Raw genomic sequence first — 24,703 nt, forward strand, 5'->3', positions numbered from 1 at the left:
CAGTCCTTCGGCTTGCCCGGCGGGTCGGGTGACCAGCACGGTCAGGCCCGCCAGGGGAAGCGCGTCGCAATCCGCCATGGCTTATTCATAAAGCGATTTGAGGATGCGTTCCGCGCCGCGACTCAGCAGGTCGTCTGCCAAGGCCACGCCCAGGGCGTGCGCCTCGGTAGCGAACCCTTCGACTTCGCCCCGCACCGCCTCGCCGCCGTCGGGCAGCGCCACCAGCCCGCGCAGCCGGAGCCGGTCGCCGGACAATTCGGCGTGGCCCGCGATGGGGACTTGGCAACTGCCGTTCAAGCGCTGGTTGAAGGCGCGTTCCGCCGTCACGCAAATGGCAGTGGGGGCGTGGTGCAGCACGCTTAATAATTGGTTGACGCGGGCGTCATCACGGCGGCACTCAATCCCGATAGCGCCTTGACCGACGGCGGGCAGGCTGATCTCCGGGGCGAGGAATTCGGTGATGCGGTGGGCCAGCCCCAGCCTGATTAAGCCAGCGGCGGCGAGGATGATGGCGTCGTAGTTTTCGCTTGCCAGCTTGTCGAGCCGGGTGCCGACGTTGCCGCGCAAATTGAGTGTTTCGCAGCCGAGCAGGCGGAGTTTGAGTTGGCATTGTCGCCGCAGGCTGGAGGTGCCGATGCGGGCATTGTGCGGCAAATCGGCGAGGGAGGCATGGCGGTTCGACACAAAGGCGTCGCGGGGGTCTTCCCGTTCCAGGATGGCAGCGAGGTGCAGGCCGTCCGGGAGTTCGGCGGGCACATCCTTCATGGAATGGACCGCGAGGTCGGCTAACCCATCGAACATGCCTTGTTCTAGCTCCTTGACGAACAAGCCTTTGCCGCCGACTTTGGCGAGCGGGGCATCGAGGATTTTATCGCCACGGGTCACCATTTTGACCAGTTCCACCGCCAGGCCGGGATGGGCGGCGCGGAGGCGGTCGGCGACATGCTCGGCCTGCCAGAGGGCGAGCGGACTTTGGCGGGTGGCGATGCGGATGAGGTTGGACACGGGAGACCGGACTGTACGTAAATGGCCGCATTGTACCAGATAGGGATTCCCCCACGAATGGGCTAGGGAATTGGGTGGATGGACGAGGGAGGCGGCGGTTTTGAATATTTAACCTCCTTGCTCCAATTCACCCGCCCGCCGCTTCAACCAAGCCCGCACCGCGGGCAAATGGCGTCGGCTGACTTCCAGCGGCCCCGGCACGCCGTGCAGACGCAACCCCATGCCGCCATCGGGCAGTTTCGCAAGCCCGGCAATGCGCTCCGTCGCCACCAAGGCGTTCCGGTGGATACGCATGAAACCCTCGCCGAACTCCTGCTCCAAGGCCACCAGCGATTCCTCCAGCAAGGCCTCGTCGGTTTCGGTGCGCACCACGGTGTATTTGCTGTCGGCTCGGAAATAGACCACCGACGCCAGCGGCACCAGCCGCAATTCGCCATGGCTGTACAGGCACAAATGACCCCGCCTCGGACGGCTTCCGGGAGGCAGGGCCGCATCCAGCTTCCGCCACACCAGATCGGTGAACCGCTTGGCTTTCTGCAAGGCGGCTTCCAAGCGTTGCTTGCGAATCGGCTTGAGCAGGTAATCGACCGCGCAGATGTCGAAGGCATCCACGGCGTATTCCTCATAGGCGGTGACGAAAATCACCGCCGGTGGTTGAGCCAAGCGGGCGATTTCCCGCGCCGCGTTCAGGCCATCCAGGCGCGGCATCCGCACATCCATCAGCACCACGTCCGGCGCGGTGGCGGCGATTAAGCGCAACGCTTCGCCGCCGTCGCCCGCCTCGCCGACGATGACGCCATCCGGGGCGACTTCGGCCAGCAAGGCCCGCAGGCGCTTGCGGGCCATCATTTCGTCGTCAACGATCAGGACTTTCATGGCGGTAGGGTCGGTAGGGCATCACGATGCGGGCCTCGTAGTAACCACCGGCCACGGTCGCGGTCAAGGTGGCTTGATCCTCGAAACAGGCGGCGAGGCGGGCGCGCAGATTGGCGACGGCTTGACGGACCCCCGGCTGGGCGAGCGTGGCTGGCGTTTCGGGCAGCGTGTTGAAGATATTGAGCGTCACGATGGCGCCCTGGGCCAGATGGCCGGAAATCTCCACCCTGCCGCCGTTAAGCGAGGGGTTGACGCCATGGCGGATGGCGTTTTCCACCAGCGGTTGCAGGCTCAGCGGCGGAATGGCGGCGTCTTGCGGAATGTGTTCGAGGTGCCACAGGACACGCAGGCGTTCTCCCAGGCGTTGCTGTTCGATGTGCAGGTATTGGCGGGTCAATTCGATTTCCTCGGACAATGGCACCAATGGCCGGTCCTTCTTAAGAATCGCCCGCAGCACATCCGACAGGTCCAGCAGCAACTCTTCGGCGATGGCCGGGTCGTCGCGGACCAGCCCGGCGATGGTGTTGAGCGTGTTGAACAGGAAATGCGGCTCCATCCGCGCCTGCAAGGCATCGAGCCGGGCGGCGACCTCGGCGCGGTTTTGCAGTTGCCAGCAGGACTGCACGTATTGATAACGCAACCAGGCGGCGGTGACGAGTCCGCTGATGGCGAGAATCCGCAAATCATCCACCAGGGTCGGCGTGTTTCCAGCCCCATCCCGGTCGAAGCTGAACTCCCATAAATAAGTCTGGGCCACCCAGGTCACCAGCATCGTCACGCATTGCACCAGAAAAAACGTGGCGAGACCGGCACCCGTCGCGCCCAGCCCCGCCAGCCTAGGCCGCAAGCCGCACAGCAGCGAGCCGCTGAGCAGGGCGATCCAGATAATGAAGAAGGCCCGGAGTCCCAAGTCCGACCAAAAGTCGTAGGCCGGAGAGAAATCCGCGAGGGTCAGCACGAAGGCCAGCAGCAAGCTTACGATCACCAACACCAGGGCGGTGGTGAGCGAGCAGAAGTCGGGCAGAAACGATTCCGAGGTTTTCATGAGCTGGACTCGCCGGGGATGGGCGGTGAAAAAATTTTTGCGGCTGGAATGGCTCGGTTGTCCTGAGTGGCTTTGGCTTATCTCGGTCAACGGGGCGTGGGGGCAGGGTCGGACAGCTACGGATTGCGCCGCCTGGACTGATTGCCCACCCTGTAACGGCTTAAGTTTAGATGGCTTGAAAGCTAGGGCGATGGGGGATCGAGTGCATGGTGGTGGGAATGGGCTTTCAGCCCACGATCAGGCTCGGCGGTCGCGGGCTGAGGCCCGCTCCCACAGCCGCTCCGCTCACAGGTGGGAGATGAAAACGCTTTAGGCAATGGCCGGGGTTTTAACCAAAGGAGACAACCATGGACGGTGGATTCGATTATGGCGCGGCGTTCAAGCGGAATATTGGCTGGGTCACGGTGACCGAACAATCATTATTGCGCCGGAGCCGTGTCGCCATCGCCGGGATGGGCGGCGTGGGTGGTGGTCATTTGCTGACCCTGGTTCGCCTTGGCGTCGGAGCTTTTCATATCGCTGATTTCGATAGCTTCGATCTGACCAACTTCAACCGCCAAGCGGGGGCTTCTGTATCCAGTCTAGGCCAGCCCAAAGTAGACATATTGGCTGGGATGGCCCTGTCCATCAATCCCCAACTCGATTTGGTCCGCTTTCCCGACGGTGTTTCATCCGCCAATCTCGACCGCTTCCTCGCCGGGGTCGATGTGTACGTCGATGGCCTGGACTTCTTCGCTTTCGAAGCCCGTAGCGCCGTCTTCGCCGCGTGCCGAAGGTTGGGCATCCCGGCGGTGACGGCGGCCCCCTTGGGGATGAGCGCGGCGCTGCTGTGCTTTGTGCCGGGCGGCCTGAGCTTTGAGGATTATTTCGGGCTGCAAGGCCAGGATGAAACCGAACAAGGCTTGCGTTTCCTGGTGGGGCTGGCGCCGACCGGGCTGCATGGTCGCGCTCTGATCGAACCCGCCAGCATTGACTTGAAACGCAAGCGCGGCCCGTCCACGGCCATGGGCTGCGAGCTATGCGCGGGATTGGCGGCGTCCGAAACGCTCAAGCTGTTGCTCAAGCGGGGCGAGGTTCGATCTGCGCCGCATGGGATTCAATTCGACGCTTACAGCCATCGTCTGGTCCACACTTGGCGACCGGGTGGTCACCGTAATCCATGGCAACGCCGGGCGCTACGGAATATGCGGCGGCAGTTTTTGGCGCTGGCGGGCGAGTCCCAAGTCCGCGTCGATTTGCCCGATCCCGCCGCGAAAATCCTCGACATCGCCCGGTGGGCACCCAGCGGCGACAACACCCAGCCTTGGCGCTTTGAAATCTCCGACGGCCAGCATTTCACCATCCGCAGCCACGATGCCCGCAAGGACGGCGTTTATGATTTGGATGGCCGATCCAGCCGCCTAGCCATTGGGGGCTTGTTGGAGAGCATCGCCATCGCGGCGGCGGAGTTTGGTTTTCGCGCCGAATTCCGCCGCCATTCCGATCCGCCCACACTGGTGATTGAGGTGGGACTGAACCGCGATCCCGCCGTGGCGCTAAGCCCACTATTTCCTTACATCCCCTTGCGGGCCACTCAACGCCGACCCCTGTCCCGCGCTGCGCTGACCTTGGAGGAAAAGGCCCGGATGGAGGAAATCGCCGGTGCCGGCCACCGCATTCTGTGGTTGGAAGGCGGCAAAGCCAGGCGGCGGGTCGCCAACTTGTTGTTCCGCAACGCCCAAATCCGCTTGTCCATCCCGGAGGCCTACGAGGTGCATAAATCCATTATCCAGTGGAGCAGCCAGTTCAGCAAGGACCGCATCCCGGATCGGGCCTTGGGGCTTGACCCTCTGACCCGCCGCCTGATGCGCTGGAGTTTGGGAAGTTGGAAACGCGCCCAATTCTTCGGGGCTAACGCGGCGGGCACGTTGGTGCCAAGGCTGGAACTGGATTGGCTGCCAGCCTATGGCTGTGGCGCTCACTTCGCGTTGGTGGCGGAATCGAAGTCGGCGGGTATTGACGAGGATATTGAGGCGGGGCGGGCGATGCAGCGGGTTTGGTTGATGGCAACCCGGCTGGGTTTGCAAATGCAGCCCGAAATGACGCCGGTGATTTTTGCCCGTTATGTCCGGGAGGGGCGGCGGTTCACGGTGGACGAGAAGGCGTACGGATTGGCTGAACGGCTGGCGGAGAATTTCGCCGCGATGCTAGGCCCGGACGTATTGGAGCGAACGGTGTTTTTCGGACGGGTCGGACGGGGAAGGGCACCGGAGTCGCGTTCGGTGCGGCTGCCGCTGGAAAAGCTGATGTGGGAAATTCCTAGCTCGTAAACCACCGCGAGGGGCGGTTGACTCTGAAATGCTAGGCAGGTTTGGATGTGACCGATTGGTCGGGGTGAGAGGATTCGAACCTCCGGCCACTGCCTCCCGAAAGCAGTGCTCTACCAGGCTGAGCTACACCCCGAAATGTGCGGATTCTTTAGTAACTGCGCTCGACCGAGAACCGGGCGAGGCTAATGAGGGCATCCTTGTACTCAGAAGCGGAAAGTGCATTCAGAGCTTCGACCGCCATGTCGGCTTCTTGGATGGCACGACGGGAAGTGTACGCGATTGCGTCCGTGGATTCAACGATTTCGTAGACCTCGCGGAAAGCATCCCGGTCGCCGTTTTCGATGGCTTGCCGCAACACGGCGCTTTGCGCCTCGGTGCCGCGTTCCATGGCGTAAATGAGCGGCAAGGTGGGCTTGCCGTCGGCTAGATCGTCACCCAGATTCTTGCCCAGTTCTTCTGGGTTGGCGCGGTAATCCAAGGCGTCGTCGATAAGCTGGAAGGCGATGCCGAGATGCAGCCCATAATCCTTAAGCGCCGTTTCCACCGGCTCGGGCGACTCCGATAGCACGGCGGCCAGTTGAGCGGCGGCGCTGAACAAGATGGCGGTTTTCCGGGAAATGACATCCAGATACTTCTGCTCGGTGGTCGCCGGATTGTTGCAGTTCAACAATTGCAGCACCTCGCCCTCGGCGATGGCGGTGGTGGTGCGCGACAGGATTTCCATGATGCGGAGCTTCTGCACGCTCACCATCAGCTCGAAGGAGCGGGAGTACAGATAATCCCCCACCAGCACACTGGCGGAATTCCCCCATAGCGCATTGGCCGTGTCCTGCCCCCGCCGTAGCGTCGATTCATCGACTACATCGTCATGCAGCAGGGTGGCCGTGTGGATGAACTCAATCACCGCCGCCAGGGTGATGTGCTGCTGCCCCTGGTAGTTCAGCGCTTTGGCCGCCATCAGCAGCAGCATGGGCCGGAGCCGCTTGCCACCGCTGTTGACGATGTAATGGCCGATTTGATTAATCAGCACCACATCCGAACTCAGTTCCCGCAGAATCAATTGATCGACTGCGGCGGTTTCCTCTTCCACCAGGCGGCGGATATTGGCGAATCCCGGTGGCGGGCTGGAAGCAATCGAGTTCATCTGGGGAAAGTCATTAAGAAGGTTGTCTGGGTGAGTTCGGAACCGGCGCTATCGGTGCGATGGCCGAAAAACGCCGGAATGCTAGGGGTGGGGCGGCAGTGTGTCAAGCGAAAACGGGTGTTCTTATAAAGAGTTGAGCGCTGCTCGGACGGCGGGTCGCAACCGAGGTTCGAAACCCGCCGCCATTATTTAGATGCCCGCCTCGGGCGGCGCGACGCCTTCGTAGGGCGCCGCGTAGCCGCATTCTTTGCGAGGGCATACTTTTTCGGTGCCACGGCGCTTGGTGGTCTTGATGGTCAGGACCGGCCAGGCGCAATTCGGGCAGGGTTCGGCAATGGGGGGATTCCACACCGCGTAATTGCAGGTCGGATACGTTGCGCAGGAGAAAAACAGCTTGCCGAACCGGGACTTGCGTTGAATCAGGCTGCCCTTGCCGCATTCCGGGCAAGTCACGCCGGTGTCCTGGGGTTTCTCCAGCGGCTCAATGTGCTTACAGCCCGGATAGGCGCTGCACCCAATGAACTTGCCGAACCGGCCACTCTTGATGACCAGGGGAGAATCGCATTTGGGGCAGGTTTTGCCTTCCACCACTTCCGGCGGCGGGGCGGGCGCGTCCTCCTTGAGGTTGCGGGTGTATTTGCACTCGGGGTAATTGGTGCAGCCGACGAAACGGCCATTGCGCCCCAAGCGGATCGACAGCTTCGCCTGACATTCAGGACAGTCCTCGTCCAGTTGCTCGTGGGTCACATCGGCGCGCTTGAGGCTCTCGTCCTTGGTTTCGATGAGCGCTATGAACGGACCCCAGAATTCGCGCAGCAGTGGGATCCAACTCTTTTCCCCACGGGACACGGCGTCGAGGTCGTCTTCCAAAAGGGCGGTGAAGTTGTAATCGACGTACTGGTTGAAATGCTCGGTCAGGAACTTGTTGACCACCCGACCCACATCGGTGGGAAGGAAGCGCTTATTTTCCAGTTCCGCGTAATGCCGTTGCTGCAACGTGGAAATGATCGCCGCGTAGGTCGAGGGGCGACCGATGCCGTATTCCTCCAGCGTCTTGACCAGGCTGGCCTCGGTGTAGCGGGGTGGCGGCTCGGTGAAATGCTGGGCCGTGACCACGTCGAGCAGGTCGATCAACTGGCCTTCTTGGAGCGTCGGCAGGAAGCCGCCCTCGTCCTCGGCGGCGGCGTCGTCCTTGCCTTCCAGGTAGACGCTCATGAAGCCCGGATTCACCACGGTCGAGCCGGTGGCGCGGAACATGCCCTTGTCGCCGCAGGCCAGGTCGATGGACACCGTGCTGATGGTGGCGTGAATCATCTGGCAGGCGACGGTGCGCTTCCAGATCAGGTTGTACAGCTTGAATTGGTCGGGGCTGAGGTGGGATTTCACCTGCTCCGGCACCCGGAACGCCGACGTCGGGCGAATGGCCTCGTGGGCTTCCTGAGCGTTCTTGCTCTTGGTCTTGTATTGGGGGGGCTTGGCCGGAAGATTGTCCTGGCCGAAGCGGGCGGCGATCAGTTCCCGCAGTTCCTTCACCGCGTCATCGGCCAGGGTCACCGAGTCGGTGCGCATGTAGGAGATCAAGCCGACGCTTTCGCCGCCCAGGTCGATGCCCTCGTAAAGCTGCTGGGCGATGGTCATGGTCCGCTTGGTGGTGAAGCCCAGCTTGCGGGCCGCTTCCTGTTGCAGCGTGGAGGTCGTGAACGGGGCGGCGGGGTTGCGCTTGCGCTCCTTCTCCTCGACCTTGACGACCTTGAGCTTGCCGTTCGCCGCGCCGAGCAGTTCTTGCCGGGCCTGGGTGGCCTGTGCCTCGGTGACGATGCTGAACTGATCCAGCTTGGCACCGTCGAGATGGGTCAGCCGGGCGCGGAAATTCTGGCTGTTGGCGGCGGTGTCGGCGTCGATGGACCAGTATTCGCGGGTGACGAAGCTTTCAATTTCGAGTTCGCGCTCCACGATCATCCGCAAGGCCGGGCTTTGGACCCGTCCGGCGGACAAGCCCCGGCGGATTTTTTTCCACAGCAGCGGCGACAGCTTGAAGCCCACCAGATAATCCAGCGCCCGCCGCGCCTGCTGGGCATTGATGAGGTCTTCCGACAGGGGCTTGGGATTGGCGATGGCTTCGGTCACGGCCCGCTTGGTGATTTCATGGAACACCACCCGGTGGACCGGCTTGTCACCGATGAGCTTGCGCTGCTTGAGGATTTCGTAGATGTGCCAGGAAATCGCCTCGCCTTCGCGGTCCGGGTCGGTCGCGAGGAACAGGACGTCAGCCTTCTGCGCGGCCTTGGCGATGGTCTGGACGTGCCGCTCATTCCTTTCGATGATTTCGTACTTCATCGCGAAGTCATGCTCGGGATCGACCGCGCCCTCCTTTGGCACGAGGTCGCGCACATGGCCGTAGGAGGCATAGACCTGGAAATCCTTGCCCAGGTATTTTTCAATGGTCTTGGCCTTGGCCGGCGATTCGACTATGACGAGATTCTGGCTCATCGAACTAAAACTTGGCTGAGTGGAACGGATGCTTGCGCCCGGCGTCCGGGATAAACATAACTACGGGCAATGGGAAACGGGGCGATACGGCGATGGGCGCCAAGCAGGAATGGTCGCGGTCCCCCTTAATACTTTGCGGAGGCAAGCGGCGTCCTGTCAATGCAAATAGGTGGGAAGGCTTTCGTAGACTAGGTTTTCCATGCGGGCGAACGCGATTTCCTCGTTGGGCTGACTGAACAGCACCATGAGGATGACCCACTTGAGGTTTTCCAGCGAGATGCTTTCGTCGTTGAAGGCCATGGCGCGGTCGATCACCAGTTCGCGGCTGGCGGGCGTCAGGATGCCGCTTTGCTCAAGGAACAACAGCAGCCCACGGCACTCGGCGTCCAGCCGGATCATTTCCTGATTTGAAAAAATACGGAACGCGGGCGAGGACACCGGCTTGATGACGTGTTGTTCGGTCAGCGACTCCAGCCACTCGAACGCCTTGTTGATTTCCGACTGGGGAAATCCGGCTTCCAGCAATTCGGTGCGGATCATGTCCGGGTCCGGGGTCAAGTCCACGTCACTATCCATGTAGTTCTCGAACAAATAGATCAGCACGTCGAATACGTTTTCTTTCATCGAATGGTCTCGTGTGTCGCGAGTGGGCGCGGCGGTGTTCATTTGATTCGGATGTAGCATCCGCCAGGGGTGGAGGCCACATAACCCTCCAGCTCTAGGATTAGCAATTGGGAGGTAATTGATTCCGCCGAATTTCCCGTAACCGCCACTAGAGTATCCACAGACGTTGGGTCATAAGCAATACATTTCAAGAGCGGCCAATGGGGCGATTCCTCGCCAAACCGCGCATCTTCCGGGGCTGGGCGGGGGCGCGCCGACCGCCTCAGCGCGAATTCTTCGGTGATGTCGTTGACCTCTTGGACCAGCTTGGCGCCTTGCTTGATGAGGTCGTTGCAGCCCCGCGAGAGGGGGCTATAAATCGAGCCGGGCACGGCGAACACTTCCCGGTTTTGCTCGATGGCGAGGCGGGCGGTGATGAGCGAGCCGGATTGCTGGGCGGCTTCCACAACCAAGGTGCCCAGCGCGAGACCGCTGATGATGCGGTTGCGGCGCGGGAAGTTGCCAGCCCGAGGCTCGGTGCCCGGCGAGAATTCGGAAATCAACGCGCCGCGCTGGCTGACAATGGTTTCGGCCAGCGCCCGGTGCTGGCGGGGATAGACTTGATCCAGCCCGGTTCCCGCCACGGCCACCGTGACGCCCTTGCCATCCAGCGCGCCCCGGTGGCTGGCCGCGTCAACGCCCAGGGCCAGGCCGCTCACCACCCCGAAGCCAGACGCCACCAGCGCCGCCGCGAAATGGTGGGCGGTTTTGGCGCCGGCGGGCGATGGATTGCGGCTGCCCACCATGGCGATGTGGTCGATGGACAGAATGGCCGGATCGCCCTCGACAAACAAGACCGGGGGCGGATCGGCGATTTCGCGGAGCAGCGGGGGATAAAGGGAATGATCGAAAGTCAGGCAGTGGCGGTGCTGGCTCTGATCCAGCCATTTGAGATCGGCGGCGACGGCCCGCCAGTCCGGCTTGGCGAGGTAGGCCAGGGTGCTTTCCGGCAGCCTGGCGGCGTGCCATCGGGCGTGGCCCGCCTCGAATACGGCCTGGGGTGTGCCGAACTTGTCCAGCAGGGCGGTGAAGCGGCGACTCCCAATCAGCGGTGCCCGGTGCAGGGCCAGCCAGAAGCGAAGCTCGCCAGAACCCCCGGATTCATTGGTGCTCAAGGGGTTTGCGCGGCATCCAGGACATGCACGAAACGGTTGGCGCGCATGACCAGCCCGTAGCTCACCCGGTCAAAGGTTCTGAACACCATCAAGACGCCGGCTTTCTGCTCGGGCATGGGGACGCTCTCGCCGGGCCGACGGCTGACGATGTCGCGGATCATCGGGCCGTTTTGCCGGATTTCAAGGACATGCCCGATTTCCAGTCCATCGGCGGCGCCTTTGTCCAGAACGACCACGGAGTACTGGCCGATCTGGGTGACGCCGCCCACGACGCCGATGATATGTGACCTGATCTTGGCCTTGGGGGCGTGGGGCTGATAATTGATGCGGATGGGTTCCGGCTTGAAGGGCATGACCCGGTCCCCAATGCGGATTTCTTTCTCCGTGCGGGTCAGCATCAGGGTGGCGGGATCGCCCGCTTGTTCCAGGCGACTGTCACCCATGTATAGGGCTTCGTAGCCTAGCACCTCGCCGGTCTCGGCGTCGCGGTAGGGCTGCCCGCTACGATACATGACATACGCCTCGGTGTCGGGGGATTCGATGGCCCGCACATACACGCGGTTGCCCGCGCCACCCACGATGTGTTCATCCGCCAGGGCCACCACATAGGGGGAGTCGACGAGCGTGTCGGCTTCCACCACCTGTGGCCGGGTCAGGTACGGGCTGATGACCTTCATCGGGATGGCCGGGATGGCGGCGTCCATGGGGCGGCTATGGGCATGCGGGCTGAGCCGCAATTCCGATGGCGTCTCCACGCGGAGGCTGGGGCGTCCGTTGTATTCGCCCAACACGATCACGTCGCCGGGATAGATGAGGTGCGGGTTTTCGATATGGCGGTTTTCTTGCCAGATATCCGGCCATTGCCAGGGGCTGTTGAGGAACCGGGCCGCAATATCCCACAGGGTGTCGCCCGGTACGACCGTGTAACGGTTGGGATGGTTGGGATTCAGTTCGATTTCGTCGGCCAGGGCGAATGCGCCGGACAGCCAGAGGCAAACGCCAAGGAGAATGGGTAGGATCGTCGCGCGACCCGGTTCAAGCCCGAAGGTATGATTATGGCCGCTGCGCGGGAATCTTGAAGAACTCAATCGGCACCACCTTTGCCATGGATTCGCGCACTTTTGCCGCGTTTCCGGGTCTCAAAAACGGAATTCAAAGTCTAGTTTGATTTCGCTAGAATGCCACGCTCTGCGGATTTAGCGCTTTCGGTAACAAAATCATGGCTATTTTAACGATTCTCGAGTTTCCTGATGAACGGTTGCGAAAAAAAGCCGTCGCCCTGGAAACGGTCGATGAGTCCATCAAGCGGCTGGTCAGCGATATGCTGGAAACCATGTACGCCGCGCCCGGCATTGGCTTGGCCGCCAATCAGGTCAATGTCCAGAAGCGGATAATCGTCATTGACGTGACCGAGGAAAAGAATTCGCCGCTCTGCCTCATCAACCCGGAAATCATCGACAAACAAGGCACCGAAGAAATGGACGAGGGCTGCCTCTCGGTGCCCGGTATCTTCGAGAAAATCTCCCGCGCCGAAAAAATCCGGGTACGCGCCTTGGACCGCGAGGGCAATCCTTTTGAGCTAGAGGCGGATAGCATACTCGCCGTCTGTATCCAGCACGAGATGGATCACCTTGAAGGCAAGCTGTTCGTTGACTATCTCTCGCCATTGAAGCGGCAGATGGTACGCAAAAAGTTGAAGAAGGAACAGCGCCAGAAAGCCACCCAAGGCGCTCCCAAAGCCCAAGCGGCCCTCTGACCCGCATGAAAATTGTGTTCGCTGGCACCCCGGAATTCGCGGTGCCCCCCCTCGAGGCACTCCTCGCTGGCCCGCATCACGTGTGCGGCGTCTATACCCAGCCCGACCGCCCGGCGGGCCGAGGCCGCAAGCTCACCCCCAGCCCCGTCAAACAACTAGCGGAACGGCACGGCATCCCCGTGTTCCAGCCGGTGGGACTGAAAGACCCCGCCGAACAAGCCCAGCTCCGGGCGCTGGAACCCGATTTAATGGTGGTGGTGGCCTACGGGTTGATTCTGCCCAAGGCCGTGCTGGAAATCCCCCGTCTCGGCTGCGTCAACATCCACGCCTCGCTATTGCCCCGCTGGCGCGGCGCGGCACCGATTCAGCGGGCCGTGCTGGCGGGCGACGCCACGACCGGCGTGACCCTCATGTTCGTGGAGCCGCGCCTGGATGCCGGTCCCATGCTGCTTAAGGAAACCTGCCCAATTGGCCCCTTGGAAACGGCGGGCGAATTGCACGACCGACTGTCCCGGCTAGGCGCGACAGCGCTGGCCGAAATCCTTCCCGCGATTGAAGCGGACACGGCCCAGCCGGAAATCCAGGATGAATCCCTCGTGACCTACGCCGCCAAGTTGGACAAAGACGAAGCGCCGCTGGACTGGTCCAAGCCAGCCATCGACTTGGAGCGGCAAGTGCGGGCCTTCAACCCCTGGCCGGTGGCGGAAACCGAGTATCGCGGCCAAAAGCTCCGCGTCTGGCTGGCCCAAGCCTTGGATGACGCCACCACGGCGGAACCCGGCACCGTGCTGGCCCGCGACAAGACGCTGGATGTCGCCACGGGCCGGGGCGTGTTGCGCTTGTTGGAAGTGCAATTGCCCGGTGCCAAACGCGTTGCCGCCCAGGACTTCTTGAACGCCCACCCGGTTCAATCCGAACGCCTCGGTTGCCCCGCGTGAACACCCGTTCCATCGCGGCCAACATCTTGACCCAGGTCATCGTCGAAGGAAAATTCCTGACGCTGGCGCTGGAATCCACCCTCCCGGCCATTCCCAAGGACAACGACCGCGCCTTCGTGCAAGCCCTGTGCTATGGCACGCTGCGCTGGTATTGGCGGCTCGACCGGATACTAGGCGCCTTGACCCGCAAGCCGATCAGAGAGCCGGACATTCGCATGTTGGCCTTGCTCGGGCTTTACCAGCTCAACTACATGCGGGTGAAGCCCCATGCCGCCGTGGCGGAAACCGTCGCGGCGGCGGGCGGGCGCACTTGGGCCAAGCCGTTGTTGAATGGCGTGCTGCGGACCTATCAGCGTGAGCAAGCCCGCCTGGACGCGGAGGCCGACGCCAACGAAGCCGCCGCCACGGCCCATCCCCAATGGCTGGTCGAACGCTTCAAACGCGATTGGCCCGACCATTACCCCCGCCTGCTCGAACAAAACAACCTCGCGCCGCCCTTGGCGTTGCGGGTCAATTTGTCTCGGGGCAGTCGCGACGCCTATCTGGCCCGGCTGGTGGCGGCGGGCATCGCGGCTTATTCATCCGACGGTGGCGACACCGCGATCATCGTTGATCCGCCGGTGCCCGTGGAAAAACTGCCGGGCTTCGCGGACGGGGAGGCGTCCGTGCAGGACATCGCCGCCCAGTGGGCCGCGCCGCTGTTGGATTTGCGCCCCGGCCAACGGGTGCTGGATGTCTGCGCCGCGCCCGGCGGGAAAACCGCGCACATTTTGGAAGGTTGTGTTGGCTTAGGCGAGGTGGTGGCGGTGGACATCGCCCCCGAACGAATCGCCAAAGTCCGCCAGAACCTCACCCGGGCGGGCCTGGCGGCGACGATCCTGGCGGCGGACGCGACCCAGCCCGCCGATTGGTGGGATGGCCGCGCTTTCGACCGCATTCTGGTGGACGCCCCCTGTTCCGCGACGGGCGTGATTCGCCGTCACCCGGACATCAAAGTGCTGCGCAAGCCCGGCGACATCGCGGAATTGGCCGACACCCAGCGGCGGATTCTCGAAGCTGTATGGTCGTTGCTGGTGCCGGGTGGGCGGTTGCTGTATGCCACTTGCTCGGTGTTGCGCCAGGAGAACGAAGGGCAAATCGGTGCCTTTCTCAAGGTTCACTCGGACGCTGTAGAAATCCCCATCGACGCGGACTGGGGAACGCCCACCCGCCACGGTCGCCAGATACTCACCGGGGACCGGAGCATGGACGGCTTTTATTACGCCTGTTTGGAGAAGTCGCGTCCGTGCGATTGAGCCGCTGGTGCCTGCTGTTCCTCCTGTTTTTCGCGCTTAATGCTTCGGGGGCCGATTACGGTTTTTTGGTGAAGCGGGCGGAATTGGTGCCCATGGGCGATGTCTACGCCTTGGACGCCGACATCGACTACCGTTTCAGCGACGCCGCCACCGAAGCCTTGGAACACGGCGTGCCCCTCACCTTGGTGCTGCGGTTCAAGGTCAATCGTCACCGCGATTATTGGCTGGACGAAACCATCCTGAACGAAACCCGCCGCTTCATCATCCGCTACCACCCCCTCGCCAGATCCTTCCAAATCATCCAGGAAGCGGGCGGCTCGCCGCAAAGCTTCGCGGGCTTGTCCACCTTGCTCGACACCATCGGCGAGATTCGCGGTTGGCGGGTTTTACCAACGGATCGTCTGGAACAAGGCCAGGAATACTGGGCCAGCCTCGCGGTCAGCCTGGATATTGAAGCCCTGCCGCTGCCGCTGCGCCCGGTGGCTTATGTTTCGCCGGGTTGGTATATCGGCAGCCCTTGGTTCCGATGGCGCGTCGCAGACTAAGGGTGCCCCCCGGCCTGAGTTTGTTCGCCCTGCTGCTGGGCGTGCTGGTCTCGCTGCATCTGATGAGTACCGCCACCCAGGACGCCTCGCAGCTGGGCAAGATGTATTCCTGGCTGGTGGCGGTCAATATCCTGGGGTCCATGCTGCTGCTGGGCCTCGTGGTCGGCAACGCCTACTGGTTGTTCAAGCAGTTGAGGAAAAAGGCGGCGGGTTCCAAGCTCACCGCCCGGATGATCTTCCTGTTCAGCCTGTTGTCGCTGGCCCCGGCCTCCATCGTGTTCTACTACTCCATGCAGTTCCTCGAACAAAGCATCGACAGTTGGTTCGATGTGCGGATCGACCAAGCCATGGAGGACGCCCTGGAACTGGGCAAGGCGGCGCTCGACGAACGCATGAGGGGGCTGTTGCGCCAGACCGAACACATCGGCGGGGAACTGGCGGACTCGCCGGTTTCGCTGCTGGCCATCCGCCTCGACGAACTACGCGAGCGCACCGGCGACGGCGAAATGACGGTGTTCTCCCGGCAGGGCCGCATCGTCGCGTTCAGCGGTAGCCAGGGGGCGGAGATCATTCCCGACCTGCCCGAGATCGGCGTGCTATTGCGGGTCAAACAGGGCAAATCCTATGTGGGCTTGGAGCCGGTGCTGGCCGAGGGGCTGCAAATCCGCGCCGTGGTCTCCATGGTGTCCGACGACGCCCTGTTCCTCCAAGCCATTTACCCGGTGCCGACCCGGCTGGCGCAACTGGCGGGCACGGTCGAAGCGGCCTATGTGCATTACAAAGAGCTGACCTTCCTGCGCGGCTCCCTGAAAATCACCTTCGCCCTCACCCTGTCGCTGGTGCTGTTCCTGAGCCTGTTGGCGGCGCTGTGGGCGGCGTTCCTCAGCATCCGCCGGCTGGTCGCGCCGATCCGTTATCTGGCGCTGGGGACGCGGGCGGTGGCCGAGGGCGATTACGAAAAGCGGCTGCCGGTGAAGCGGCGCGATGAATTGGGTTTCCTCGTCGAATCCTTCAACGCCATGACCGAGAAAATCGCCCAGGCCCGCGACGAGGCCCAGCGCTCCCGGCAGGAAGTCGAGCGGCAACGCGCCTATCTGGAAACCGTGCTGGTGAATCTCTCGTCTGGCGTGCTGAGCTTCGACGGCCACATGCAGCTACTGACCGCCAACCAAGCGGCGGACGCCATACTCCACGCCGAGTTCGGCCAGTATCTCGGCTGGCCGCTGGCGGTGCTGGTCGGGGCGTATCCCCATCTGGACGAATTGATGGACACCTTGGAAAGGCATCTGCGGGATACCGAAGCAGCGTGGCGGCGGGAAATCCCATTCCAAGGGCCGAACGGTCGCCAAGAGTTACTGTGCCGGGGCACGCCCTTATTCGGACCCGACGGAGTCCGGCAGGGCGCGGTGGTGGTCATCGACGATGTGACCGCGCTGATTCAGGCGCAACGAGCCTCGGCGTGGAGCGAGGTGGCCCGGCGTTTGGCGCACGAAATCAAGAACCCGCTCACCCCGATTCAATTGTCCGCCGAGCGGCTCAAGCACAAGCTGTCCAAGAGCCTCGCCGAATCCGACGCCGAAATGCTGGACCGCTCGACCCGGACCATCATCCAGCAGGTGGAGGCCATGAAAACCATGGTCAACGCCTTCGCCGAATACGCCAAGCCCTCCATCGTCCACTTGCAGCGGGTCGGCATCAACGGGCTGATCGAAGAGGTGGTGGCGCTGTATCCACCCAAAAGCGGGCTGGAATTCGGCCTGGCCCTGGCCGACGATTTGCCACAGGTCTCGGTGGACCCGGTGAAAATCCGGCAGGTGCTACACAACCTCATCAAAAACTCGCAGGAAGCGGTGGTCCCCGGCGCGTCGGGTACAATGCGGATCGTGACTCACCTGGTGGAAGAGAACCGCCATCCTGGCGTGGAAATCCGGCTGTGCGACAACGGACCCGGTATTCCCGCCGAGCAGGCGGACCGAATTTTTGAACCCTACGTCACCCACAAGGCCAAGGGCACGGGGCTGGGCCTCGCGATTGTCAAAAAAATCATTGAGGAACATGGCGGAAGCATCCGGGTGGACGCGGGCTACCGGGACGGGGCGGGTTTCATCATCCGCCTGCCGACAGCGGCCCCGGCGGCACAGGACTTAGCGCAGGAGGCTTGAGGAATCAACATGAATAAAACGAATATTTTGGTGGTGGATGACGAGCCGGACATCCGCCAGTTGTTGCAGGAAATCCTGGAGGACGAGGGCTACGAGGTCCACGTCGCCGAGAACGGCGAGACGGCGCGGCGGTTGCGGGCCGAGCGCAAGCCCGACTTGATCCTGTTGGATATTTGGATGCCGGACGAGGACGGCATCACCTTGCTCAAGGACTGGCTGCGGGATAACGGGTTGTGCCCGGTGATTATGATGTCGGGCCACGCCACGGTGGAAACCGCCGTCGAGGCCACCCGCCTGGGCGCGTATGATTTCCTGGAAAAGCCGCTGTCCATGGCGAAGCTGCTGGTGACGGTGGAGCGGGCGCTGGAAACGGCGCGGCTCAAGCGGGAGAACATCGGACTCAAGCGGCGGGTGGACATTCCGGTCGAACCCACCGGCAAGAGTCCGGCCATGGATCGGCTGCGGGACCAAATCCGCCGCTTGGCCCAGCACGACGCCCGCGTGCTGTTGGTGGGCGAGCCGGGTTGTGGCAAGGAAACCCTGGCCCGTTATCTCCACGCCAACTCCGCCCGGCGTGACGGCCCGTTCGTGGACGTGGGGGTGGGCACCATCGAGCCGGAGTTCTCGGCGGTGGAATTCTTCGGGCGGGCCGATGGCAGCAGCATTCAGTACGGCCTGTTGGAGCAAGCCCACGGCGGCACGCTGTTCCTGGACGAAGTGGCCGACATGGAGGAGGAAACCCAGGTGCGACTGATGAGCGCCCTGGAATCCAATTCGTTCTCCCGCGTCGGTGGCAGCGAGCTGGTGCATGTGGACGTGCGGGTGATCGCCTCGACCCGCAAATCCTTGGAAGAGGAAGTGCGGGCGGGCCGGTTCCGCCGCGAGCTTTATTACCTCTTGAACGTGGTGACGCTACGGGTGCCGCCGCTCCGCGAACACAGCGAGGACGTGCCGGAATTGCTGCGGTTCTACGTGGACCATTTCGTCAACCGGGAAAAGCTGCCGTTCCGCAAGTTCCCCGTCTCGGTGCAGAACTTTCTGCGCCATTACCCTTGGCACGGCAATGTCCGCGAACTCAAGAATTTGGTGCAGCGCCTATTGATTCTCGGCAGCGGCGAGGAGGTGGAGTTGGAAGAGGCCAAGGCGGCGCTCGGTGAGTCCCTGGCCGAACCTCCCGGCGCACTGATTGAGCAGCCGGATTTTTATGATCTACCGCTGAAGGATGCGCGGGAGCGGTTCGAGAAGGCCTATCTCGAATATCACCTGGAAAAATACGCGGGCAGCGTGGCGCGATTGTCCACCGCCATTGGCTTGGAGCGGACCCACCTTTATCGCAAGCTGAATTCGTTGGGGATTAAGTTCAAGGACAAGCGGTAAGGGCGGGGCGTGGGTGGGAGTGGTCTTTAGACCGCGACTAGGCGCGGATCGTCGCGGCCTAAAGACCGCTGCTCCCACAGCAGTTATCCTAAAGTCCCGGCAGCTTCAAGCACCGCCACATCCTCAAACACGTCCGCCAATTCCATCGTCAAATCCAGGCTGGCGAATTCACACGGCCCTTCCCCGGAAAACTCATACAGCACCCAATGGTTCTCGGCATTGCGCCGGAAACACTCCACCCGCCGCGCCGCAATATCCGCCACGACGTATTCCCGCAGGCTCTCCAACTTCCGGTAATCGGCGAACTTGTCGCCCCGGTCATACGCGGCGGTGGACTCGGACAGCACTTCCACCACCAGCAGCGCGTGACGCATGACCAGATCGGCGGCATGGTCCCGGCGGTCGCATGTCACCATCACGTCCGGGTAAAAGCCTGCGTCTGCCGCCTCCACTTGAAGCTTCATATCGGCTATGTAGGTGCGGCACGGGCTACCTCGAAGGTGGTTTTTAAAGGCGGAGGCTAAGTTCAAGGATACGGTCACATGTTCGCGTCGGGCACCGGCCATCGCGAAGGCCTCGCCCCGGACAAATTCATACTTCTCGGACTGCTCTGCTTCCCAGGCTAGATAGCTGTCGAAGTCGAGGCGAATCACAGGTTGTGGAATAGCCATTGGGTCTGGTTCCATGCGAGGAAAAATCAGTGGCACAGCCTACCATACGCTTCCGCCGCTCGGTTCAATGCCTTAACTCAAGCCCGCCCTGCTAAAATGCGAAGACTCCCTTAACCGGACAAGCGCATGAAAATAATAATCCTGGGGGCCGGACAAGTCGGCAGCAGCGTGCTGGCCAGCTTGGCGAGCGAGGCCAACGACATCGTGATGGTCGATACCCAGCAGGCTCTGCTCAAGAACCTGCAAGACCGCTTCGACATCGGCACCGTGCAAGGCAACGCCGCCCATCCCACCGTGTTGCAGCGGGCCGGGGCGGCGGAGGCGGACATGCTCATCGCCGCCACCAGCGACGACGAAACCAATATGCTGGCCTGCCAAATCGCCGACATCCTGTTCAAGATCCCCCGCAAAATCGCCCGCGTCAGGGCCATCGAATACACCGCCTTTCCGGGGCTGTTTTCGCCGGAGACCATCCCCATCGACGTGGTCATCAGCCCCGAGCAGATCATCACCCAGTTCATCGAGCGCCTGCTGGACTATCCCGGCGCGTCCCAAGTGTTGGACTTCGCCGAGGGGCGGGTGCGGCTGGTGTCGGTGCGGGCGGTCAAGGGCGGGCCGCTGGTCGAACATGAAATCCGCGAACTGCACGAACACATGCCCAACGTCCCGGCCCGCATCGCGGCGATTTTCCGCAGGGGCCAGCCCATCGTGCCCAATGGAAAGACCATCATCGAGGATGGCGACGAGGTGTTCTTCCTCGCTTCCGGCGATGAAATCAAGGATGTGATGAGCGAATTGCGCAAGTCCGAGAAGCCCTACAAGCGGCTGATCTTCGCGGGCGGCGGCCATGTGGGGAAACGGGTGGCCCTGGCCTTGGAGAACCGCTATCAGGTGAAGGTCATCGAGCGGGACCGGAAGCGGGCGGAAAAAATCGCGGGCGACCTCGCCAACACGGTGGTGCTGGCGGGCGATGCGTCCGATAAGGAATTGCTGCTCAACGAGAACATCGAAAACACCGACGTGTTCTGCGCCATCACCAACAGCGACGAGGCCAACATCCTGTCCGCCATGCTCGCCAAGCGGCTGGGGGCGCGGCACACCATCAGCCTTATTAATAAGAACGCCTACGCCGACATCGTTGATAGCTCCCTCATCGACTTGGTGATTTCCCCCCATCAGGCCACCATCGGCGCCTTGCTGCGTTATATCCGGCGGGGCGACATCGTGCAGGTGTATTCGTTGCGGCATGGCGCGTCCGAGGCCATCGAGGCCATCGCCCACGGCAAGCCGGGCAAATCCAAGGTGGTGGGCGTCCCCATCGACCAGATCAAAATTCCCCAAGGCATCGTGATGGGCGCTCTGGTGCGCGGCGAGGAAGTCATCCAGGTTCACCGCGACACGATCATTGAGGAGGGCGATCACGTCATCATGTTCCTCATCGACAAGAAGCTGATTCCCACCGTGGAGCAATTATTCCAGGCCGAGGGCGGAAGCTAGGGTCTTTTTGCTCCGAATGTAAGGGTACAAATGCCGTGGGAGCGGGCTTTAGCCCGCGACCATACCGCGCCAGGGCGTGGGCTAAAGCCCACCCACTTCCCTACATCCAATCCGTAAACGCACTAGACCCCGGAATCTTGGAGCGCCAACCATGGATCAAGCCGCCGACGCACAGGCCAAGTGGGACCGCATTTACCGTGGCATCGACACGGGCGGAATCCCCGAGCCGGCACGGGTGCTGACTGAAAACGCCCACCTGCTGCCCACGGCGGGAGCGGCGCTCGATCTGGCTTCCGGCCTGGGCGGGAATGCCCTGTTCTTGGCGCGGCGGGGGCTGGAAACCCACGCCGTGGACATTTCCGCCGAGGCCATCGGCTATTTGGAAATTCTGGCCGGGCGGTTGAATCTTCCCATCCGCGCCGAGGTCGGGGACATTGTCCTTCATCCGCCGTCGGCAGGGTCTTTCGATGTCATCGTGGTCAGCCGGTTTCTGGACCGTTCCCTGGCGGCGCCGCTCATGGCGGCGCTGCGACCCAAGGGGCTGCTGTGCTATCAAACCTATACCCGCGAGAAAGCCACGGTGGGCGGGCCTTCCAACCCGGATTTCCTGCTGGCGCCCAATGAATTGCTAAAGCTGTTCGCGGGGTTGCGGGTGGTGGTCTACCGGGAAGAGGGCTTGCTCGGAGACCTGGCGCAAGGCTTCCGCAATCAAGCCCTGTTCGTGGGGCAGAAAATTTAAAGCGTAAAGCGTCTTCACTTTGTTGGCCTGAATCGGCCCCAAATGGTCGGGCTTTAGCCCGACAACCCGGTTTTGGCTCGACAGGTCGGACTGAAGTCCGACCTACAAATACAAATTCAGTCATTCACTCACTTTTAAGGAGATAACCCGTGCCCTCAATCCAACGCCTGAATCCCCCCGAAGCCATGGCCGCTCTGCGCACCCAGCCCAGCGCCGTGCTGGTGGACGTGCGCGACCCAGTCGAATTTTCTTTTGTCGGCCATCCCGTGGGCGCGGTCAATATTCCCTGGAAATTCGCGCCGGACATGCGGCCCAACCCGGAATTTGTCGAGCAGGTCCGGCGAGTCGCGCCGGACGCCGGGACGCCAGTGTTTTTGCTGTGCCGCAGCGGCCAGCGCTCGTTGGATGCGGCCAATGCCCTGGCGGCGGCGGGCTATAAGAATCTCGTCAATATCGAGGCAGGTTTCGAGGGGCCGCTGGATGGGGAAAAGCATCGCGGCACCGTGGGCGGCTGGCGGTTCCATGGCTTGCCCTGGAAGCAGAGCTAGGCGGCGGCGTGTGGCAGGCCGAATTCTCGTCTGACAAGTTTCTCCCCTATTTGCCCGAGGAATGCCAAGCCAACCCCGGCGTTTACGGCTTTGAACTGGCCTGCTGGCTGGCGCGGGCCTTGGCGAAGCGGGGCGTCGTCACAAGCTATCCGCTTGGCGAGGATTGGGGCTGGCTGATTGAATATAGCCATGGCGAGATAGAGTTCACTATTGGCTGTGCCAGCCTCGCCGATGAGGGCGAGGGCTACGCGGGGGAAGCCATTCAATGGCGTGTTTTTGTGCGGCCCCATTTGACGTTTAAGCAGCGACTTAAAGGCGGCTTACCGGATGGCGCGGCGCAGCACCTTACGCAGGCAATCATCGACGCCCTTGCCGCTGAAGGCATTTCGGTCGAAAAGTGACCGTGGCTCGATGGACTGAGCGCATCCCCGAGAGCAAATTTTGAAATTCACTACCAGCAAATCCATTGGCGCCGGTTGGAATGGGCAATAAAGCTGTTTCGCCTGAATGAACCTAAACCCTGGTAAAATCATCAACTTTTCCCACCGCACCCTGCCTAACTGGCCCTTTCCCCACCCATGATCGAAAAGTTAAGAAATATCGCCATCATCGCCCACGTTGACCACGGCAAAACCACCCTGGTCGATAAGCTGCTCCAACAATCCGGCACCTTCGCCGCTCACGAGAAGGTCGAGGAGCGCGTGATGGATTCCAACGCCTTGGAAAAGGAGCGCGGCATCACCATCCTGGCCAAGAACACCGCCCTCGACTGGAACGGCTACCACATCAACATCGTGGACACCCCCGGCCACGCCGACTTCGGCGGCGAGGTGGAGCGCGTGCTGTCCATGGTGGACTGCGTGCTGCTGCTGGTGGACGCGGTGGACGGTCCCATGCCGCAGACCCGCTTCGTGACCCAGAAGGCGTTCGCGCTGGGCCTGCACCCCATCGTGGTCATCAACAAGATCGACCGCCCCGGCGCCCGCGCCCATTGGGTGCTGGATCAAACCTTCGACCTGTTCGACAAGCTCGGCGCTACGGAGGACCAACTGGACTTCCCGGTGGTCTACGCCTCGGCCCTCAACGGCTACGCGGGGGACAACCCAGACATCCGCGAAGGCAGCATGGACTTCCTGTTCCAGACCATCGTGGACAAGGTGCATCCGCCCAAGGTCGATGAGGAAGGCGGCTTCCAGATGCAAATTAGCCAGTTGGATTACAACTCCTACGTCGGCGTGATCGGCATTGGCCGCATCCAGCGCGGCGCGATCAAGACCAACTCCCCGGTGGTGGTGGTCAGCCGCGACGGCAAGCAGCGCAACGCCCGGATGCTGCAAGTGTTCGGCTTCAAAGGCTTGGAGCGGGTCGAGGTGCCGGAAGCGGGCGCGGGCGACATCATCGCCTTCACCGGCATCGACGCCCTGGAAATCTCCGACACGATTTGCTCGCCCGACGCGGTGGAGGCGCTGCCGCCCCTGACCGTGGACGAGCCGACGGTGAGCATGACCTTCCAGGTCAATAACTCGCCCTTCGCCGGCAAGGAAGGCAAGTACGTCACCTCCCGCCAAATCCGCGAGCGCCTGCAACGGGAATTGCTGCACAACGTCGCCCTGAAGGTCGAGGACACCGTGGACCCGGACAAATTCAAGGTTTCCGGGCGCGGCGAACTGCATCTCTCCATCCTGATTGAGAACATGCGCCGCGAAGGCTACGAGTTGGGCGTGTCCCGGCCCGAGGTCATCATCAAGGAGATCGACGGCGAGGCGTGCGAACCTTACGAATTCGTCACCATCGAGGTTGAGGAAGTCAACCAAGGCTCGGTGATGGAAAAGATGGGCGAGCGCAAGGGCGACCTGATGAACATGGTGCCGGACGGGCAGGGCCGGGTGCGCTTGGAATACATGATTCCGTCGCGGGGCTTGATTGGCTTCCAGACCGAATTCATGACCGCCACCTCGGGCACCGGCCTGCTGTACCACGTTTTCGACCATTACGGCCCGATGAAGAAGGGCGACATCGGCCAGCGCATCAACGGCGTCATGATCTCCATGGTGGCCGGGAAAGCCTTGGGCTATGCGCTGTTCAACCTGCAAGAGCGCGGGCGGTTGTTCATCGACCACGGCACGGAAGTCTATGAGGGCATGGTCGTCGGCATCCATTCCCGCGATAACGACCTTGTTGTCAATCCCACCAAGGCCAAGCAGTTGACCAACATCCGCGCTGCCGGTAGCGATGAAAACATCCTGCTGACGCCGCCGATCCGGTTCAGCTTGGAGCAGGCGCTGGAATTCATCGACGATGACGAGTTGGTGGAAGTGACGCCCAAGTCGGTGCGGCTGCGTAAGAAGCTTTTGTTGGAGCATGAGCGCAAAAAGGCCAGCCGATCATCCGCGTCCGACGATTGATCTAAGGACGATTGATGTAAGAAAGGGCCAGCATTCCTTGGGATGTTGGCCCTTCCCTTTATCGAGGGTGTATGAAAACCCGGTTGTCGTAGGGTGGGTTAGGCGCACGCTACTGAAGGCTCG

At 62.0% G+C, this 24,703-nt stretch carries 21 protein-coding genes and 1 tRNA gene; 12 read left to right on the plus strand and 10 right to left on the minus strand.

Going from position 1 to position 24,703, the window contains the following annotated elements; genetic code table 11:
* Positions 1-81: 81 nt before the first annotated feature.
* The 3 genes from hemC to ACXWUF_RS03320 all read right to left on the minus strand — a co-directional run bounded on the left by hemC (position 82) and on the right by ACXWUF_RS03320 (position 2,926).
* The gene (hemC, locus tag ACXWUF_RS03310; protein WP_458493233.1) at positions 82-1,005 is read right to left on the minus strand and encodes a hydroxymethylbilane synthase; all 924 of its coding nucleotides are present in this window, start codon (positions 1,003-1,005) and stop codon (positions 82-84) included.
* Positions 1,006-1,113: 108 nt separating this feature from the next.
* Positions 1,114-1,881: a LytR/AlgR family response regulator transcription factor gene (locus ACXWUF_RS03315; protein WP_458493234.1), complete on the minus strand. Its 768-nt coding sequence runs from the start codon at positions 1,879-1,881 to the stop codon at positions 1,114-1,116.
* Positions 1,862-2,926 (minus strand): sensor histidine kinase, encoded by a 1,065-nt coding sequence (locus tag ACXWUF_RS03320; RefSeq protein ID WP_458493235.1) that lies wholly within the window; start codon positions 2,924-2,926, stop codon positions 1,862-1,864. The genes ACXWUF_RS03315 and ACXWUF_RS03320 overlap by 20 nt, the downstream gene beginning before the upstream one ends.
* A 347-nt stretch (positions 2,927-3,273) precedes the next feature.
* Between ACXWUF_RS03320 and ACXWUF_RS03325 the strand changes: the two genes are divergently transcribed.
* The gene (locus ACXWUF_RS03325; protein WP_458493236.1) at positions 3,274-5,235 is read left to right on the plus strand and encodes a ThiF family adenylyltransferase; all 1,962 of its coding nucleotides are present in this window, start codon (positions 3,274-3,276) and stop codon (positions 5,233-5,235) included.
* A gap of 56 nt (positions 5,236-5,291) precedes the next feature.
* On the opposite strand, the gene ACXWUF_RS03330 is transcribed toward ACXWUF_RS03325, so the two are convergent.
* The 6 genes from ACXWUF_RS03330 to ACXWUF_RS03355 form a co-directional block, all read right to left on the minus strand.
* Positions 5,292-5,368, minus strand: a tRNA-Pro gene (locus tag ACXWUF_RS03330).
* Positions 5,369-5,383: 15 nt separating this feature from the next.
* The gene (gene ispB, locus ACXWUF_RS03335; RefSeq protein WP_458493237.1) at positions 5,384-6,379 is read right to left on the minus strand and encodes an octaprenyl diphosphate synthase; all 996 of its coding nucleotides are present in this window, start codon (positions 6,377-6,379) and stop codon (positions 5,384-5,386) included.
* A 189-nt stretch (positions 6,380-6,568) separates the two neighbouring features.
* The gene (gene topA, locus ACXWUF_RS03340) at positions 6,569-8,869 is read right to left on the minus strand and encodes a type I DNA topoisomerase (RefSeq protein ID WP_458493238.1); all 2,301 of its coding nucleotides are present in this window, start codon (positions 8,867-8,869) and stop codon (positions 6,569-6,571) included.
* Between the two features lie 156 nt (positions 8,870-9,025).
* Positions 9,026-9,493, minus strand: a complete 468-nt coding sequence (locus tag ACXWUF_RS03345) for a DUF494 family protein (RefSeq protein WP_458493239.1) — start codon at positions 9,491-9,493, stop codon at positions 9,026-9,028.
* Positions 9,494-9,531: 38 nt separating this feature from the next.
* Positions 9,532-10,647 carry a DNA-processing protein DprA gene (dprA, locus tag ACXWUF_RS03350; RefSeq protein ID WP_458493240.1) on the minus strand — a complete coding sequence of 372 codons (1,116 nt, stop codon included), beginning with the start codon at positions 10,645-10,647 and terminating at the stop codon, positions 9,532-9,534.
* Positions 10,644-11,735 carry a LysM peptidoglycan-binding domain-containing protein gene (locus ACXWUF_RS03355; RefSeq protein ID WP_458493241.1) on the minus strand — a complete coding sequence of 364 codons (1,092 nt, stop codon included), beginning with the start codon at positions 11,733-11,735 and terminating at the stop codon, positions 10,644-10,646. The genes dprA and ACXWUF_RS03355 overlap by 4 nt, the downstream gene beginning before the upstream one ends.
* A 131-nt stretch (positions 11,736-11,866) precedes the next feature.
* On the opposite strand from ACXWUF_RS03355, the gene def reads away from it, so the two are divergent.
* From def to ACXWUF_RS03385, 6 genes are read left to right on the plus strand one after another with little or no spacing between them, the layout of a single operon-like run.
* Positions 11,867-12,403: a peptide deformylase gene (def, locus tag ACXWUF_RS03360; protein ID WP_458493242.1), complete on the plus strand. Its 537-nt coding sequence runs from the start codon at positions 11,867-11,869 to the stop codon at positions 12,401-12,403.
* Positions 12,404-12,408: 5 nt separating this feature from the next.
* A complete protein-coding gene (gene fmt, locus ACXWUF_RS03365; protein ID WP_458493243.1) occupies positions 12,409-13,341 on the plus strand; it encodes a methionyl-tRNA formyltransferase in 933 nt (310 codons plus the stop codon).
* Positions 13,338-14,636: a 16S rRNA (cytosine(967)-C(5))-methyltransferase RsmB gene (gene rsmB / locus ACXWUF_RS03370; RefSeq protein ID WP_458493244.1), complete on the plus strand. Its 1,299-nt coding sequence runs from the start codon at positions 13,338-13,340 to the stop codon at positions 14,634-14,636. Before fmt ends, rsmB begins: the two co-directional genes overlap by 4 nt.
* Positions 14,627-15,181, plus strand: a complete 555-nt coding sequence (locus ACXWUF_RS03375) for a DUF4390 domain-containing protein (protein ID WP_458493245.1) — start codon at positions 14,627-14,629, stop codon at positions 15,179-15,181. Before rsmB ends, ACXWUF_RS03375 begins: the two co-directional genes overlap by 10 nt.
* Positions 15,182-15,183: 2 nt before the next feature.
* Positions 15,184-17,343: an ATP-binding protein gene (locus ACXWUF_RS03380; protein ID WP_458493246.1), complete on the plus strand. Its 2,160-nt coding sequence runs from the start codon at positions 15,184-15,186 to the stop codon at positions 17,341-17,343.
* A 9-nt stretch (positions 17,344-17,352) separates the two neighbouring features.
* Positions 17,353-18,720 carry a sigma-54-dependent transcriptional regulator gene (locus ACXWUF_RS03385; protein ID WP_458493247.1) on the plus strand — a complete coding sequence of 456 codons (1,368 nt, stop codon included), beginning with the start codon at positions 17,353-17,355 and terminating at the stop codon, positions 18,718-18,720.
* An 83-nt stretch (positions 18,721-18,803) separates the two neighbouring features.
* On the opposite strand, the gene ACXWUF_RS03390 is transcribed toward ACXWUF_RS03385, so the two are convergent.
* Positions 18,804-19,391, minus strand: a complete 588-nt coding sequence (locus tag ACXWUF_RS03390; protein WP_458493248.1) for a Uma2 family endonuclease — start codon at positions 19,389-19,391, stop codon at positions 18,804-18,806.
* A 126-nt stretch (positions 19,392-19,517) separates the two neighbouring features.
* On the opposite strand from ACXWUF_RS03390, the gene trkA reads away from it, so the two are divergent.
* From trkA to typA, 5 genes are all read left to right on the plus strand, one after another.
* Positions 19,518-20,888, plus strand: a complete 1,371-nt coding sequence (trkA, locus tag ACXWUF_RS03395) for a Trk system potassium transporter TrkA (protein ID WP_458493249.1) — start codon at positions 19,518-19,520, stop codon at positions 20,886-20,888.
* A 151-nt stretch (positions 20,889-21,039) separates the two neighbouring features.
* On the plus strand, positions 21,040-21,627 hold the full coding sequence (locus ACXWUF_RS03400; protein ID WP_458493250.1) for a class I SAM-dependent methyltransferase: 588 nt from the start codon (positions 21,040-21,042) through the stop codon (positions 21,625-21,627).
* Positions 21,628-21,812: 185 nt separating this feature from the next.
* On the plus strand, positions 21,813-22,175 hold the full coding sequence (locus ACXWUF_RS03405) for a rhodanese-like domain-containing protein (protein ID WP_458493253.1): 363 nt from the start codon (positions 21,813-21,815) through the stop codon (positions 22,173-22,175).
* An 8-nt stretch (positions 22,176-22,183) separates the two neighbouring features.
* Complete coding sequence (locus ACXWUF_RS03410) at positions 22,184-22,576, plus strand: hypothetical protein (protein ID WP_458493251.1); 393 nt, start codon at positions 22,184-22,186, stop codon at positions 22,574-22,576.
* Positions 22,577-22,753: 177 nt separating this feature from the next.
* Complete coding sequence (gene typA, locus ACXWUF_RS03415; RefSeq protein ID WP_458493252.1) at positions 22,754-24,580, plus strand: translational GTPase TypA; 1,827 nt, start codon at positions 22,754-22,756, stop codon at positions 24,578-24,580.
* Positions 24,581-24,703 lie beyond the last annotated feature (123 nt).

The sequence above is a fragment of the Methylomagnum sp. genome (assembly GCF_054333355.1).